At 52.7% G+C, this 16,257-nt stretch carries 12 protein-coding genes; 7 read left to right on the top strand and 5 right to left on the bottom strand.

The window, feature by feature from the left end:
- Nucleotides 1-219: 219 nt before the first annotated feature.
- The 6 genes from caiT (at nt 220) to caiE (ending at nt 7,350) form a co-directional block, all read left to right on the top strand.
- A complete protein-coding gene (caiT, locus tag KQJ19_RS03610) occupies nt 220-1,737 on the top strand; it encodes an L-carnitine/gamma-butyrobetaine antiporter (RefSeq protein WP_019078351.1) in 1,518 nt (505 codons plus the stop codon).
- A gap of 34 nt (nt 1,738-1,771) precedes the next feature.
- A complete protein-coding gene (gene caiA, locus KQJ19_RS03615; RefSeq protein ID WP_003018898.1) occupies nt 1,772-2,914 on the top strand; it encodes a crotonobetainyl-CoA dehydrogenase in 1,143 nt (380 codons plus the stop codon).
- A gap of 105 nt (nt 2,915-3,019) precedes the next feature.
- Nucleotides 3,020-4,237 carry an L-carnitine CoA-transferase gene (gene caiB / locus KQJ19_RS03620; protein ID WP_216403353.1) on the top strand — a complete coding sequence of 406 codons (1,218 nt, stop codon included), beginning with the start codon at nt 3,020-3,022 and terminating at the stop codon, nt 4,235-4,237.
- Between the two features lie 62 nt (nt 4,238-4,299).
- Nucleotides 4,300-5,853, top strand: a complete 1,554-nt coding sequence (caiC, locus tag KQJ19_RS03625; RefSeq protein ID WP_216403354.1) for a crotonobetaine/carnitine-CoA ligase — start codon at nt 4,300-4,302, stop codon at nt 5,851-5,853.
- A gap of 54 nt (nt 5,854-5,907) precedes the next feature.
- On the top strand, nt 5,908-6,693 hold the full coding sequence (caiD, locus tag KQJ19_RS03630; protein WP_047498320.1) for a crotonobetainyl-CoA hydratase: 786 nt from the start codon (nt 5,908-5,910) through the stop codon (nt 6,691-6,693).
- 60 nt (nt 6,694-6,753) lie between these two features.
- On the top strand, nt 6,754-7,350 hold the full coding sequence (gene caiE, locus KQJ19_RS03635; RefSeq protein WP_094760786.1) for a carnitine operon protein CaiE: 597 nt from the start codon (nt 6,754-6,756) through the stop codon (nt 7,348-7,350).
- Between the two features lie 42 nt (nt 7,351-7,392).
- Here caiE and caiF read toward each other — a convergent pair whose 3' ends face one another.
- The 5 genes from caiF to KQJ19_RS03660 form a co-directional block, all read right to left on the bottom strand.
- Nucleotides 7,393-7,788 carry a carnitine metabolism transcriptional regulator CaiF gene (gene caiF, locus KQJ19_RS03640; protein WP_016151651.1) on the bottom strand — a complete coding sequence of 132 codons (396 nt, stop codon included), beginning with the start codon at nt 7,786-7,788 and terminating at the stop codon, nt 7,393-7,395.
- Nucleotides 7,789-8,060: 272 nt separating this feature from the next.
- On the bottom strand, nt 8,061-11,288 hold the full coding sequence (gene carB / locus KQJ19_RS03645) for a carbamoyl-phosphate synthase large subunit (protein WP_047498316.1): 3,228 nt from the start codon (nt 11,286-11,288) through the stop codon (nt 8,061-8,063).
- 17 nt (nt 11,289-11,305) lie between these two features.
- Complete coding sequence (gene carA / locus KQJ19_RS03650; protein WP_003018918.1) at nt 11,306-12,454, bottom strand: glutamine-hydrolyzing carbamoyl-phosphate synthase small subunit; 1,149 nt, start codon at nt 12,452-12,454, stop codon at nt 11,306-11,308.
- Between the two features lie 455 nt (nt 12,455-12,909).
- Entirely contained in the window at nt 12,910-13,731 is an 822-nt protein-coding gene (dapB, locus tag KQJ19_RS03655; protein ID WP_016151648.1) for a 4-hydroxy-tetrahydrodipicolinate reductase, read from the bottom strand.
- A 133-nt stretch (nt 13,732-13,864) separates the two neighbouring features.
- Nucleotides 13,865-14,872 (bottom strand): LacI family DNA-binding transcriptional regulator, encoded by a 1,008-nt coding sequence (locus tag KQJ19_RS03660; protein ID WP_016151647.1) that lies wholly within the window; start codon nt 14,870-14,872, stop codon nt 13,865-13,867.
- A 187-nt stretch (nt 14,873-15,059) separates the two neighbouring features.
- Here KQJ19_RS03660 and KQJ19_RS03665 point away from each other — a divergent pair.
- Nucleotides 15,060-16,257, top strand: a 1,198-nt coding sequence (locus KQJ19_RS03665) for a mannose-6-phosphate isomerase (RefSeq protein WP_216403355.1), incomplete at its 3' end; no start/stop codon positions are given.

Here is a 16,257-nt window from a genome sequence, read left to right on the forward strand (position 1 = left end):
TGATTAAAAACAAAAAACATCAAATTTTTAAGCGAATTACTCAGCATAAAAAAGTGTGACTAAGATAACAGAACCACCCGATATGAATACTCATTATGGGTTACTCACTGAGGCGCTCCCAGAGGTTAAAAAGTTATCAACAAATCATTAATAATAAATAAACAAACGATCATGCACGGGCACGCTAAATAAGTTTCGTTTTCACACTGGAATTCACTTATGAAAAATGAAAAGAGAAAATCGGGAATTGAACCGAAGGTTTTTTTTCCGCCATTAATAATAGTTGGGATACTTTGTTGGCTAACTGTAAGAGATCTCGATGCCGCTAACGTCGTTATTAATGCGGTATTCAGTTATGTCACCAATGTCTGGGGCTGGGCATTTGAATGGTATATGGTCGTCATGCTCTTCGGCTGGTTCTGGTTGGTCTTTGGCCCGTATGCCAAAAAGAAATTAGGCGACGAAAAACCAGAGTTTAGTACCGCCAGCTGGATTTTTATGATGTTCGCTTCCTGTACATCCGCCGCGGTGCTGTTCTGGGGTTCCATCGAGATCTACTACTACATCTCCACCCCGCCGTTTGCTCTCGCACCTAACTCCACGGGCGCGAAAGAGCTGGGCCTGGCGTACAGCCTGTTCCACTGGGGACCGTTGCCGTGGGCAACCTACAGTTTCCTTTCCGTGGCTTTCGCCTACTTCTTCTTTGTGCGCAAGATGGACGTCATCCGTCCCAGCTCCACGCTGGTACCGTTAGTGGGCGAGAAGCATGCAAAAGGGCTGTTCGGCACCATCGTTGATAACTTCTATCTGGTGGCGCTGATCTTCGCGATGGGTACCAGCCTCGGTCTGGCCACTCCGCTGGTAACCGAGTGCATGCAGTATCTGTTCGGTATTCCGCATACGCTGCAACTCGACGCAATCATCATTACCTGCTGGATCATATTGAACGCCATTTGCGTGGCCTGCGGCCTGCAAAAAGGGGTGAAGATCGCCAGCGACGTGCGTAGCTATCTGAGCTTCCTGATGCTGGGCTGGGTGTTTATCGTCAGCGGCGCCAGCTTCATCATGAACTACTTCACCGACTCCGTCGGCATGCTGTTGATGTATCTGCCGCGGATGCTGTTCTATACCGATGCCATCGGTAAAGGCGGCTTCCCACAGGGCTGGACCGTCTTCTACTGGGCGTGGTGGGTCATTTACGCCATCCAGATGAGTATCTTCCTGGCCCGTATTTCGCGTGGTCGTACCGTCCGTGAACTGTGCTTCGGGATGGTGCTGGGCCTGACCGCGTCGACCTGGATCCTGTGGACAGTCCTTGGCAGCAACACGCTGCTGCTGATGGATAAAAACATTCTCAACATCCCGCAGCTGATTGAACAACACGGCGTGGCGCGCGCCATTATCGAAACCTGGGCTGCTTTACCGCTCAGCACCGCCACCATGTGGGGATTCTTCATCCTCTGCTTTATTGCCACGGTGACGCTGATTAACGCCTGCTCTTACACCCTGGCGATGTCCACCTGTCGTGAAGTCCGCGATGGTGAAGAACCGCCGCTGTTAGTGCGTATCGGCTGGTCCGTTCTGGTCGGCATCATCGGTATCGTTCTGCTGGCGCTGGGTGGGCTGAAGCCGATTCAGACCGCGATTATCGCCGGAGGATGTCCGCTGTTCTTCGTCAACATCATGGTGACGCTGTCCTTTATTAAAGACGCCAAAGTGCACTGGAAAGACAAGTAATTCTTATTAACCCAATTGATCAAGAGGCTGAAAGATGGATTTCAACTTAAATGACGAGCAGGAGCTGTTTGTCGCCGGTATTCGTGAATTGATGGCCAGTGAGAACTGGGAAGCTTATTTTGCCGAGTGCGATCGTGACAGCGTCTACCCTGAGCGTTTTGTTAAAGCGCTGGCGGATATGGGCATTGATAGTCTGTTGATTCCTGAAGAACACGGTGGACTGGAAGCGGGTTTTGTTACCGTCGCTGCAGTCTGGATGGAACTCGGACGCCTGGGCGCACCAACCTACGTGCTGTACCAGTTACCGGGCGGTTTTAACACGTTCCTGCGTGAAGGGACTCAGGAGCAAATCGATAAAATCATGGCGTTCCAGGGCACCGGTAAGCAGATGTGGAACTCTGCCATCACCGAACCGGGAGCGGGATCGGATGTTGGCAGCCTGAAAACCACTTATACACGTAAAAATGGTAAGGTTTATCTTAATGGCAGTAAGTGCTTTATCACCAGTAGCGCCTATACCCCGTACATCGTGGTTATGGCGAGAGATGGTGCATCGCCGGATAAACCTGTTTACACCGAGTGGTTCGTTGACATGAGCAAAGCGGGTATCAAGGTCAACAAGCTGGAGAAACTCGGTCTGCGCATGGATAGCTGCTGTGAAATCACCTTTGACGACGTTGAACTGGACGAGAAAGACATGTTCGGTCGGGAAGGTAATGGTTTCAACCGCGTGAAAGAAGAGTTCGATCATGAACGTTTCCTTGTCGCACTGACCAACTACGGTACGGCAATGTGCGCTTTTGAAGACGCCGCGCGCTACGCCAATCAGCGCGTGCAGTTTGGCGAAACGATCGGCCGTTTCCAGCTGATTCAGGAGAAGTTCGCGCATATGGCGATCAAACTGAATTCCATGAAAAACATGCTGCTTGAAGCGGCATGGAAAGCGGATAACGGCACCATCACTTCGGGCGATGCGGCAATGTGCAAATACTTCTGCGCCAACGCCGCGTTTGAAGTGGTCGATACCGCCATGCAGGTGCTGGGCGGTGTAGGTATCGCGGGTAACCATCGCATCACGCGTTTCTGGCGCGATCTGCGCGTTGACCGTGTTTCTGGTGGCTCTGATGAAATGCAGATCCTGACGTTGGGTCGTGCGGTACTCAAGCAATACCGCTAATTCAGCACGATTCGTAGGCCGGATAAGGCGTTTACGCCGCCATCCGGCAACATGCCCGGTGGCGCTGCGCTTACCGGGCCTACAAAAAATGCCAGGAGCAAAATTATGAATCATTTACCAATGCCCACCTTTGGCCCACTTGCCGGGGTACGCGTGGTTTTTTCAGGGATCGAAATTGCCGGCCCGTTCGCCGGACAGATGTTCGCCGAATGGGGTGCTGAGGTTATCTGGATTGAAAACGTCGCATGGGCCGATACCATCCGCGTGCAACCTAACTATCCACAGCTCTCACGCCGCAACCTGCACGCCCTGTCGCTGAATATTTTCAAAGATGAAGGCCGGGAAGCGTTTCTGAAGCTCATGGAAACCACCGATATTTTCATTGAAGCCAGTAAAGGCCCGGCCTTTGCTCGCCGCGGCATTACCGATGACGTGCTGTGGGAACATAACCCAAAACTGGTTATCGCCCACCTTTCCGGCTTCGGCCAGTTTGGTACCGAGGAGTACACCAATCTTCCGGCATATAACACCATCGCGCAGGCGTTCAGCGGCTATCTGATCCAAAACGGTGATGTTGATCAGCCGATGCCTGCCTTCCCGTACACCGCCGATTATTTCTCCGGGATGACCGCGACGACAGCAGCGCTGGCTGCCCTGCACAAAGTACGCGAAACGGGTAAGGGTGAAAGCATTGATATCGCCATGTACGAAGTGATGCTGCGTATGGGTCAGTACTTCATGATGGACTACTTCAACGGTGGCGAAATTTGTCCACGCATGACCAAAGGCAAAGACCCGTATTACGCTGGCTGCGGTCTCTATAAATGCGCCGATGGCTATATCGTCATGGAGCTGGTCGGCATCACGCAAATCAACGAGTGCTTCAATGATATTGGCCTCGCCCACATTCTTGGCACACCGGAAGTCCCGGAAGGTACCCAGCTTATCCATCGCGTGGAATGCCCTTACGGCCCGCTCGTGGAAGAGAAACTGGACGCCTGGCTGGCAACACACACCATCGCCGAAGTCCAGGCGCGCTTTGCTGAGCTGAATATCGCCTGCGCGAAGGTACTGACCATTCCTGAACTGGAAGGCAACCCGCAGTACGTTGCCCGTGAATCCATTACTCAGTGGCAAACGATGGACGGCCGCACCTGCAAAGGGCCGAACATCATGCCGAAATTTAAAAACAACCCGGGGAAAATCTGGCGTGGCATGCCGTCACACGGCATGGATACCACCGCCATTCTGAAAAACATTGGTTATAGCGAAGCAGACATAAATGAGCTGGTCGGCAAAGGCCTGGCCAGAGTTGAGGAATAAACGCGACGCGCTGACCCGCTGGTTGGTTAGCGCTCACGCCTGATTTCAGTGGATAAAGCATTATGGATATCGTTGGCGGACAAAACTTACGTCAGATGTGGGACGACCTGGCCGGGGTGTACGGAGATAAAACGGCGTTAATTTTCGAATCCTGCGAAGGAATCGTTCGGCAGTATAGCTATGCCTCGCTCAATGAAGAGATAAACCGCACGGCGAACCTTTTCCATTCCTTAGGGGTCCGCAAGGGCGACAAGGTCGCATTGCATCTGGATAACTGTCCGGAATTTATCTTTTGCTGGTTTGGACTGGCAAAAATTGGCGCCATTATGGTGCCGATTAATGCCCGCTTGCTGGGCGAAGAGAGCGCCTGGATCCTGCAAAACAGCCAGGTGAGCCTGCTGGTCACCAGTGCCGAGTTTTATCCTATGTACCGCCAGATACGGCTGGAAAATACCACTCCGCTAAATCATATCTGTCTGATTGGCGAGCAGCTTCCGGTTGACGACGGCGTGAGCCACTTTACCCAACTGCAAGCTCGCCAGTCGACTAATCTGTGCTATACGCCTGCGTTATCCACTGACGATACGGCGGAAATTCTGTTTACCTCAGGCACCACCTCGCGGCCTAAAGGGGTGGTGATTACCCACTACAACCTGCGCTTTGCGGGCTACTACACCTCCTGGCAAATCGCTCTGCGCGATGATGACGTCTATATGACGGTGATGCCCGCTTTCCATATAGACTGTCAGTGTACGGCTGCCATGGCTGCCTTCTCCGCAGGCAGCACCTTTGTGCTGGTGGAGAAGTACAGCGCCAGGGCGTTCTGGGATCAGGTGCGTAGATATCAGGCGACGGTCACCGAATGCATCCCGATGATGATCAGAACGCTGATGGTCCAACCCGCAGCCCCAACGGACAGACAGCATCACCTGCGCGAAGTGATGTTCTATCTCAATTTATCCGAACAGGAAAAAGATGCCTTTATCGACCGCTTTGGCGTCAGACTGCTGACCTCCTACGGCATGACCGAAACCATCGTGGGCATTATTGGCGATCGCCCTGGAGACAAACGGCGCTGGCCTTCTATTGGTCGCGTGGGTTTTAGCTATGAAGCCGAAATCCGTGACGATCACAACCGTCCCCTGCCCGCCGGAGAAATTGGCGAAATCTGCATTAAAGGCGTGCCGGGAAAAACAATCTTCAAAGAGTACTACGCGCAACCCGACGCTACTGCCAAAGCGCTGGAACCTGAAGGGTGGTTACATACCGGTGATTCGGGTTACCAGGATGCGGACGGTTTTTTTTATTTCGTCGACAGACGCTGCAACATGATCAAACGCGGTGGGGAAAATGTCTCCTGCGTCGAGCTGGAAAATATTATTTCTGCGCATCCGAAAATTCAGGACATTGTGGTTGTCGGTATTAAAGACTCGATCCGTGATGAAGCCATTAAAGCTTTTGTCGTCCTTAATGAGGGTGAAACATTAAGCGAAGCTGAGTTCTTCAGCTTCTGCGAAAACAATATGGCGAAATTCAAGGTTCCTTCTTTTATGGAGATAAGAACCGACCTGCCGCGCAATTGTTCAGGAAAAATAATCAAAAAAAATCTGAAATAACCCTTCCGGTCGGAATTCCTCCGGCCGGGAAACCTAATTATCTGGAGATGAACTATGAGTGAATCATTACATCTGACCCGTAACGGCCCGATCCTGGAAATTACCCTTGACCGGCCTAAAGCCAATGCCATTGACGCTAAAACCAGCTTTGCAATGGGGGAAGCTTTTCTTAATTTTCGTGATGACCCGGAATTACGCGTAGCAATTATCACCGGCGGCGGAGAGAAATTCTTTTCTGCGGGCTGGGACTTAAAAGCGGCGGCCGAAGGTGAAGCGCCGGATGCCGATTTTGGCCCAGGCGGCTTCGCCGGTTTAACCGAAATTTTCGACCTCGATAAGCCGGTCATCGCCGCGGTAAACGGCTACGCGTTTGGCGGCGGTTTTGAGCTGGCGCTGGCGGCGGATTTTATCGTCTGTGCGGAAAATGCCAGCTTCGCGCTGCCGGAAGCAAAACTCGGGATCGTGCCTGACAGCGGCGGCGTACTGCGTTTACCTAAACTGCTGCCACCGGCAATCGTTAACGAAATGGTGATGACCGGCAGACGAATGAGCGCCGAAGAAGCACTGCGCTGGGGCATCGTCAACCGCGTTGTCAGCCAGAACGAACTGATGGATAGCGCGCGCGAACTGGCGCAGCAGCTGGTAAATAGCGCCCCGCTGGCTATCGCCGCGCTGAAAGAGATTTACCGTACGACCAGCGAAATGCCGGTGGAAGAAGGCTACCGGTACATCCGCAGCGGTGTGCTGAAGCACTATCCATCGGTGCTGCACTCGGAAGATGCGCTCGAAGGACCACAGGCATTTGCGGAAAAACGCGATCCGGTATGGAAAGGTCGTTAATGTGCCTATGCCGGATAAGGTATTTACGCCGCAATCCGGCAATAAAACCGAGATAAGACAATGAGCTATTACGCCTTTGAGGGCCTGATTCCGGTGGTACATCCGGATGCCTATGTCCATCCCAGCGCTGTGCTGATTGGCGATGTCATTGTGGGGGCCGGGGTTTATATTGGTCCACACGCCTCATTGCGCGGTGACTATGGTCGCCTGATTCTGGAAGCCGGTTCTAACCTGCAGGATGGCTGCATCATGCACGGCTACTGCGACACCGACACTATCGTGCATGAGAATGGACACATCGGCCATGGCGCAATTCTGCACGGCTGCGTGGTGGGCAGAGATGCGCTGATTGGCATGAACAGCGTGATTATGGACGGCGCGGTGATTGGCGAAGAGAGCATTGTCGCTGCCATGAGCTTTGTCAAAGCCGGATTTCAGGGAGAGGCAAGGCAGATGCTGGTTGGTTCACCGGTTCGCGTACTGCGTGAAGTCACGGACCAGGAGCTGGACTGGAAACGGCTGAACACCAAAGAATATCAGGACCTTGCAATCCGCTGCCAAACAGGACTACACGAAACTTTGCCATTAACGCAGGTCGAAAAAAACCGGCCGCGCCTGAAAGGCACGACGGACGTAAAGCCAAAATCAGCACGGTAATTTATGCCGGAGAAGCGCTCACGCCGATCCGGCAAATCACCATTATCGACGCATGCTCTTGGAGAGCATCATCTGCCATTTCTGCTCACGGTTAAGCTCTGTTGGGGGAACCGCTGGCAGTCGCGGCGTTTTCGCCACACTCACCTTTTTTTCCTGCAAATTGTGATTCAATCGTCTGTAGAGATGAGAATCAATACTGATGACTTTCACCAAACGCTGGCACTGGCAACCGCGGCCTGCAATTTGATTAGGGATCATCTTAACTTCACAAACAATTTCTCCCACTTCCGACAGAATATAAGAGAGTGTATTAATTGCTTTGCAGTGTTCAATATCAAAATGGCGGGAAATTTCCTTTGCTGTGATCCAACGATCTTCAGCCATCATCCAGTCAGCAATTAACAAATAAAGCGGTCTTTCAACATATTTTTCACACATAAGCACACCATTTCACAAATTAAAAATCTGGCTACGGCCTGTCTAAATTAATAAAAACTAAGCCATATTAAAATTGTGGATATAATGGATAGTATGCGACTTGAATGTTGATTAGTGTGAGCAATATCGTGCTTATTACATTGAAAATGTGGTTATGAAAGCACGGTTGGCCAGGAATGACCTTATGAGAGATAAAAAAGGGTTTCTTTACAGAAACCCTTTCCAAATTATATTGCAGGCCCGGTTAGCGCAATTATCACCGGGCCTTTTTTTTATGACTTTTTGATCTGCGCGTGCATTTCCTGAACCGAGGTCACCTTCTCGGTAGCATCGGCATTCAGCGCCATCGCCGTTGCGAAACCACCGTTCAGGGTGGTGTCATAATGCACTTTGTACTGCAGTGCGCTGCGGCGAATCAGCTTGGAGTCTTCAATCGCCTGACGGCCTTCGGTAGTGTTGATGATGTAAGTGTACTCGCCATTCTTGATACGGTCCTGAATGTGCGGACGGCCTTCATGCACCTTGTTCACCAGACGTGGATTGATACCCGCTTCGCCCAGCACAATCGCGGTACCGTGCGTCGCATCCAACTCGAAACCAAACTTCAGCAGCTTCGCCGCCAGGTCAACCACGCGCTCTTTATCGCCTTCGCGAACGGAGAGCAGTGCACGACCCTGTTTTTTCATGGTGGAGCTGCTGCCGAGCTGTGCCTTGGCGAACGCTTCCGCGAAGGTACGGCCCACGCCCATCACCTCACCAGTAGAGCGCATTTCTGGCCCTAACAGCGGATCAACGCCCGGGAACTTGTTGAACGGCAGCACCACTTCTTTTACCGAGTAGTACGGCGGGATAACTTCTTTGGTGACGCCCTGCTGTGCCAGCGTTTTCCCGGCCATCACGCGCGCCGCGACTTTCGCCAGCGGTACGCCCGTTGCCTTGGAGACGAACGGAACGGTACGCGCCGCACGCGGGTTCACTTCAATCAGGTAAACTTCGTTATTCTTCACCGCAAACTGGACGTTCATCAGACCGCGAACCTGCAGTTCGAAGGCCAGTTTCTGCACCTGCTGGCGCATCACATCCTGAATTTCCTGACTCAGGGTATACGCAGGCAGAGAACATGCGGAGTCACCGGAGTGCACGCCCGCCTGTTCGATGTGCTCCATGATACCGCCAATCAGCACCATTTCGCCGTCGCAGATGGCGTCCACGTCCACTTCAACCGCGTCATCAAGGAAACGGTCCAGCAGTACCGGCGCATCGTTAGAAACGCTGACCGCGGTCTGGAAGTAGCGACGCAGGTCGGCTTCGTCGTAGACGATTTCCATCGCGCGGCCGCCGAGAACGTAGGACGGACGCACCACCAGCGGGTAGCCAATCTCTTTCGCCTTCTCAACCGCCATTTCAATGGCGGTCACGGTGGCGTTAGCCGGTTGTTTCAGCTTCAGACGGTCAACCGCCTGCTGGAAGCGTTCACGGTCTTCCGCACGGTCGATAGCATCCGGGCTGGTACCGATAACCGGCACGCCTGCCGCTTCCAGCGCGCGCGCCAGCTTCAGCGGAGTCTGGCCGCCGTACTGCACGATAACGCCTTTCGGCTTCTCGATGCGCACGATTTCCAGCACGTCTTCCAGCGTTACCGGCTCGAAGTACAGACGGTCGGAGGTATCGTAGTCGGTAGAAACGGTTTCTGGGTTACAGTTGACCATGATGGTCTCGTAACCGTCTTCGCGCAGCGCCAGCGAGGCGTGTACGCAGCAGTAGTCGAATTCAATGCCCTGACCGATACGGTTTGGACCACCGCCCAGCACCATAATCTTGTCGCGATCCTGAGTTGGATTCGCTTCGCACTCGTCTTCATAAGTGGAGTACATGTAAGCGGTGTCGGTGGCAAATTCTGCCGCGCAGGTATCCACGCGCTTGTAGACCGGGTGCAGGTTATATTGGTCACGCAGCTTGCGGATTTCCGCTTCGCGTACGCCGGCCAGTTTCGCCAGACGCGCATCGGCGAAACCTTTGCGCTTCAGTACGCGCAAGAAGTCAGCGTCGAGGCCGTTGATGCCAAGGTCTGTGACTTTTTCTTCCAGGCGCACCAGTTCTTCAATCTGCACCAGGAACCAACGGTCGATGTTGGTCAGGTTGAACACGCCATCGACGGACAGGCCAGCACGGAAAGCATCGGCGATGTACCAGATACGCTCGGCGCCCGCGTCTTTCAGCTCGCGGCGGATTTTGGTCAGCGCTTCCGGGTCATCCAGACTTACTTTCGGGTCGAAGCCGGTCGCGCCCACTTCCAGACCGCGCAGCGCTTTTTGCAGAGACTCTTGCTGGGTGCGGCCAATCGCCATCACTTCACCGACAGATTTCATCTGGGTGGTCAGACGGTCGTTAGCGCCAACAAATTTCTCGAAGTTGAAGCGTGGAATTTTCGTCACAACGTAGTCGATGGACGGCTCAAACGAAGCCGGAGTCCGCCCGCCGGTGATGTCGTTCATCAGTTCGTCGAGGGTGTAACCTACCGCAAGCTTGGCTGCGACTTTAGCAATCGGGAAGCCGGTTGCTTTGGACGCCAGCGCCGAGGAGCGGGAGACGCGCGGGTTCATCTCGATAACAATCAGACGGCCGTTTTTCGGGTTTACTGCAAACTGGACGTTAGAACCACCGGTTTCAACGCCGATTTCACGCAGTACCGCCATCGAGGCGTTTCGCATGATTTGATATTCTTTGTCGGTCAGCGTCTGGGCTGGCGCAACGGTGATGGAGTCACCGGTATGGATGCCCATCGCGTCGAAGTTTTCGATGGAGCAGACGATGATGCAGTTGTCGTTTTTATCACGCACCACTTCCATCTCGTACTCTTTCCAGCCAATCAGCGATTCATCAATCAGCAGTTCGTTGGTTGGGGAAAGATCCAGACCGCGTTCGCAAATTTCTTCAAACTCTTCGCGGTTGTAGGCGATACCGCCGCCGGTGCCACCCATGGTGAAAGACGGACGGATAATGCACGGGAAGCCGACGTCAGCGGCAACCGCCAGCGCTTCTTCCATGGTGTGAGCGATGCCTGAACGTGCGGTATCGAGACCGATTTTTTTCATCGCGATGTCGAAGCGACGACGGTCTTCCGCTTTATCAATAGCATCCGCCGTCGCGCCAATCATGGTCACGCCGAACTCAGCCAGTACGCCCTGACGTTCCAGCTCCAGCGCACAGTTCAGCGCCGTCTGACCGCCCATGGTTGGCAGCACCGCATCCGGGCGCTCTTTCTCAATGATTTTGCGTACCACTTCCCAGTGAATCGGCTCGATGTAGGTGGCATCGGCCATTTCCGGGTCGGTCATGATGGTCGCCGGGTTGGAGTTCACCAGAATAACGCGGTAACCCTCTTCACGCAGGGCTTTACACGCCTGCGCGCCGGAATAGTCAAACTCACACGCCTGACCGATAACGATCGGACCCGCGCCCAGAATCAGGATACTTTTTATGTCTGTACGTTTTGGCATGGCTCTTTTACTCCTGATTATTTCGCGGACTGACGGTATTGCTCAATTAACTCGATAAAGTGGTCGAACAGCGGCGCAGCGTCGTGTGGACCCGGGCTTGCTTCAGGGTGCCCCTGGAAGCTGAACGCCGGTTTGTCGGTACGATGAATCCCCTGCAGGGTGCCGTCAAACAGCGACTTGTGGGTCACGCGCAGGTTGGCAGGCATGGAGGCCTCATCGACCGCAAAACCGTGGTTCTGAGCGGTGATCATCACGGTGTTGTTATCAATATCTTTTACCGGATGGTTGCCGCCGTGGTGGCCAAACTTCATCTTAATGGTCTTCGCACCGCTTGCCAGCGCCAGCAGCTGATGGCCGAGGCAGATGCCAAATACCGGAATATCGGTTTCGAGGAATTTCTGAATCGCGGTAATCGCGTAGTCGCACGGCGCCGGATCGCCAGGGCCGTTGGACAGGAAGATACCGTCCGGATTCATCTTCAGAACATCTTCAGCAGAGGTTTTCGCAGGCACAACCGTCAGGCGGCAGCCGCGATCCGCTAACATACGCAGAATGTTACGTTTAGCGCCGAAATCGTAGGCCACTACGTGGAACGGCAGTTCATCGGCGGATTTAGCTTCCGGCAGGTCACCGGCCAGCGTCCAGCTACCTTGCGTCCAGCTATAAGGCTCCGCGGTGGTCACTTCTTTCGCCAGATCCATGCCGTTCAGCCCCGGGAAGGCTTTCGCTTTTTCCAGCGCCAGCGCCGCATCCGGGTTATCACCCGCGATAATGCAGCCGTTCTGTGCGCCCTTTTCACGCAGCAAACGCGTCAGCTTACGGGTATCGATATCGGCAATTGCCACAATATTATGGCGTTTGAGGTAAGAAGAGAGGTCTTCGGTATCGCGGAAGTTGCTGGCTATCAGCGGCAGGTCGCGGATGACCAGGCCTTGCGCATGTACTTGAGAAGATTCTGCATCGGCTTCATTAGTGCCGACATTACCGATATGAGGATAAGTAAGAGTGACGATTTGGCGGGAATAGGAAGGATCAGTGAGGATTTCTTGATAACCGGTCATTGAAGTATTGAAAACGACTTCCCCAACCGCCGAACCTGTTGCCCCTATGGCCCGACCGTGAAACTGGGTTCCGTCTTCCAGAACCAATAGCGCTGACTTAATCAAAACACCCTCCAGAGAATATTCACTCACTTTATTTGCATATTAATTCATTAACACCTCATGAATCAATGCAAATTTGCTTACCTATGGATTTCTGGCAAACGGCGGCATTCTAGAGATAGCCCACGTAAAAGTCTACCCAAAAGGGCATTTTTTATTATTATTTTACGCCACTGGGATAAAACACACGATTTAACAGGCAAAAAGATCAGCTAACTTGGGGTGGAAAACGCTTGCGGAAGATAAAGAGTGTAAAAACAGGAAGCGCGATAGATAAAAGTGGACCATTTGGTCAAAATTTACATTGAGATAACAAAATAATCCAGTAAAACACCAATAAACAGGCCATTAAATAAAAAATCAAATTAAAAAGCGAAAAATAAAAGGGCAATAAAATATTGCCCTATGTAATCAAATAGTTATGATTACAATAACCACATCACGAAGGGTAATAAAAGTTATAAACTGCGTAAATCAAGCACATCTTTCATATCAAAAAGACCGTTTGACTTTGATTTCAGCCAAATTGCCGATCGTACTGCGCCATTGGCAAAGGTCATGCGGCTGGAGGCTTTATGCGTGATCTCAATGCGCTCGCCAATATCGGCAAACATCGCGGTATGCTCACCAACGATATCTCCCGCCCGCACCGTGGCAAAACCGATCGTACCGGGTACGCGCTCACCGGTGTAACCTTCACGCGAATAGACGGCACACTCTTTTAAATCTTTATCCAGCGCCCCGGCAATCGCCTCCCCCATCGCCAGCGCAGTGCCTGACGGCGCATCCACTTTATGACGGTGATGGGCTTCAATAATCTCAATATCGGTGTAATCACCCATCACTTTCGCCGCCTTCTCCAGCAGCTTAAGCATAACGTTAACGCCAACGCTAAAGTTCGCGGCGAAAACGATAGCAATGTCCTGCGCAGCATCACGAATAGCCTGTTTGCCCGCGTCATCAAAGCCAGTGGTGCCAATCACCATCCCTTTACCGTGCTGGCGGCAAAACGCCAGATGCGCCAGCGTGCCTTCCGGGCGAGTAAAATCGATGAAAACATCAAAATCATCTTTCACCGCCTCAAGACTACTTTGCACGGTAACGCCCGTTTTACCGGCTCCCGCTAATTCTCCGGCATCGCTTCCCAGCAAAGAAGAACCTTCGCGCTCCAGCGCCGCGCCGAGCTGTACGCCATCCATGCCAAGAGTGGCCTGAATCAACTGACGCCCCATGCGCCCTCCGGCTCCCGCGATGGCAACGCGGATTTGTGCATCATGCATAGCTATTCTCTTTTGTTAATTTTACGTAAATCGTTTTCAGATTAACCAGCACATCGCTGCGCCGCCAGCCGAAAACGTCGATAATTAGAATTTAATGATAAACAGGGAGAGATATCAGTAAAAGGCATGACGATCAGCGAAAACCACATGATTCTCTGACCACCAGCGCAGGCGGCAGAATAATGCGTTTCGGAGGTTCGTCATTTCCCTGAATGCGACTATAAAGTAGCTCCCCAGCCTTGCGACCTATCTCTTTTGCGGCCACCGACACGGTGGTGAGCGCAGGTTGTACCAGCGCCGCTTCGGTGATGTCATCGAACCCCACCAGCGCAAAATCGCGCCCTGGTTCACGCCCCATTTTACGTAATGCCTGCATAACCCCAAGCGCCACAATATCCTGATAACAAACGGCGGCGGTAATTTCCGGGAACCGCATAAGAAGCGACTCTGCCACTTTTGCGCCGTCAATCTGGCTGGCCTGCGTCGCCACTATCCATTGCGGATTCGGCGATATTCCCTGCTCCAGCAACGTGCTGGTGAATCCACCGATACGCTGTGCCCGGCTCCCGGAACTTGGGCTACCACCGATAAACGCAATATTCTTATGCCCCATTTTGACTAAATGGGTGGTGGCCATTTGCGTACCGAGAAAGTTATCGGTTCCCACAAAATCAAAATCAGGATCGCTAAGAGGGCGAACCACCATGATGGCGGGAATATTGCGCCTTTTCAGCGCCTCGAAGAAGGAGGTCGGTGTTTCGCGCGCCGCGCAGAGCACCATGCCGCAGGCATTATTGCGCATCAACGAGTCGACAAATTTTTGCTGCCTTTCTCCTGACTCTTCACTGTTTGCCAGAAACAGAAGCAGGTCATGCCGCTCCATCTCATGGCTTAGCCCTGCAGTCATCTCACCGTAAAAAGGGTTAGTGATATCGTGTAACAACAATCCGACCTGATTACTGCTCCGGTTACGCAGGTTAGCGGCGGTTTGATTATAAACGTAGCCGGCATCGTCCAGCGCTTTGAGCACCCTGTCACGTGTGGCCTGAGAAATGCGCCCCCGGTTACGCAACACCATTGAAACGGTTGCCGTGGAGACTCCCGCGCGTTCAGCAACCTGCGCCAGCGTGACTGTAGTCATGACCTCTCCTGTTTATTTCGAAGGTTAATCGAATAACCGAAATTTTGCCTTTTTACGTGTGATTCACATCACGCTAACGTGCTTTTCACCGCACTGGATTCTGATTATGGCGGGTTAATCGCGTTAACCACACTATGAAAATAAGGTTAATCGATTAATCTTAAATAAGCCAACACGGAGACAGAATATGCGTACAACCTATAATAAATTCCCTGAGGTTAACGTTCAGGGCTATGACAACCACGCCTGGCAGGGTTGGTCGTCAATTCATTCAGTGCTTAACACCAGGGTTTCTACCGCCGCCAAAACCGTATTGATCGTGGATTGCTATCCGGGCGTGCGGCTTGACGAGCTGGAGCAACAGCTTGTTACGACATTAGATACCGCACTGGTGCTAAATATTGAATCCGCCCGCCGCGATGAGCAGGCCCTGCATGATTTACTGGCGCGTAACCTTACCGACGATCGCGTATTCGGCGTTCTCTCCTGTCATCACCTGGATGAATTTTTTGATAGCGACAAACTCAGCCAACTCCGCCAACAGATTGATGCCGTTACCACAGGGCTGGTTGTGGTGTACGGCTCGGGCGCTGCGCTGGCACACCCTGGTGACGTACTGGTTTATGCCGATCTTCCGCGCTGGGAAATTCAACAGCGTATGCGTCATAACGGGCTGGGTAACTGGGGTGCAGAAAACCAGGATGAAGATATTCTTCGTCGTTACAAACGTGCTTTTTTCATTGAATGGCGGGTATTCGACAAACATAAAACGCCGTTACTCAAACGCGCCGATTATTTGCTCGATACCACGGTAGAAAATAGTCCCGCGATGGTCAGCGGCGACGCGTTACGCGCCGGTCTGCAACAAACCACCGAACAACCGTTTCGCGTTGCCCCTTTCTTTGACCCAGGCGTCTGGGGCGGGCAATGGATGAAACAACGCTTCGATCTCGATCCCTCAGCCCCCAATTACGCGTGGTGTTTTGATTGCGTGCCCGAGGAAAACAGCCTGTTACTGCGTTTTGGCAACGTGCGGATCGAGATCCCCTCTCAGGATCTGGTGCTGACCTGTCCCCGCCCCCTGCTGGGTGAAAAAGTTCACGCGCGCTTTGGCGCGGAATTCCCGATCCGTTTTGACTTCCTCGACACTATTGGTGGCCAGAATTTGAGTTTTCAGGTTCATCCTCTCACGGAGTACATTCAACAGCAGTTTGGTATGCACTATACCCAGGATGAGAGCTATTACATTCTCGAAGCCGAGCCGGACGCCGTGGTGTATCTCGGGACCAAAACCGGGATCGCACCGCAGGATATGCTCGACGACCTCCGGGCCGCGGGTCGTGGCGAAAAAACCTTTGATGATGAACGATTCGTTAACCAGATCC

It is taken from the genome of Citrobacter sp. S46_ASV_140 (genome assembly GCF_018919545.1).
GTDB classification, from domain to species: domain Bacteria; phylum Pseudomonadota; class Gammaproteobacteria; order Enterobacterales; family Enterobacteriaceae; genus Citrobacter; species Citrobacter braakii.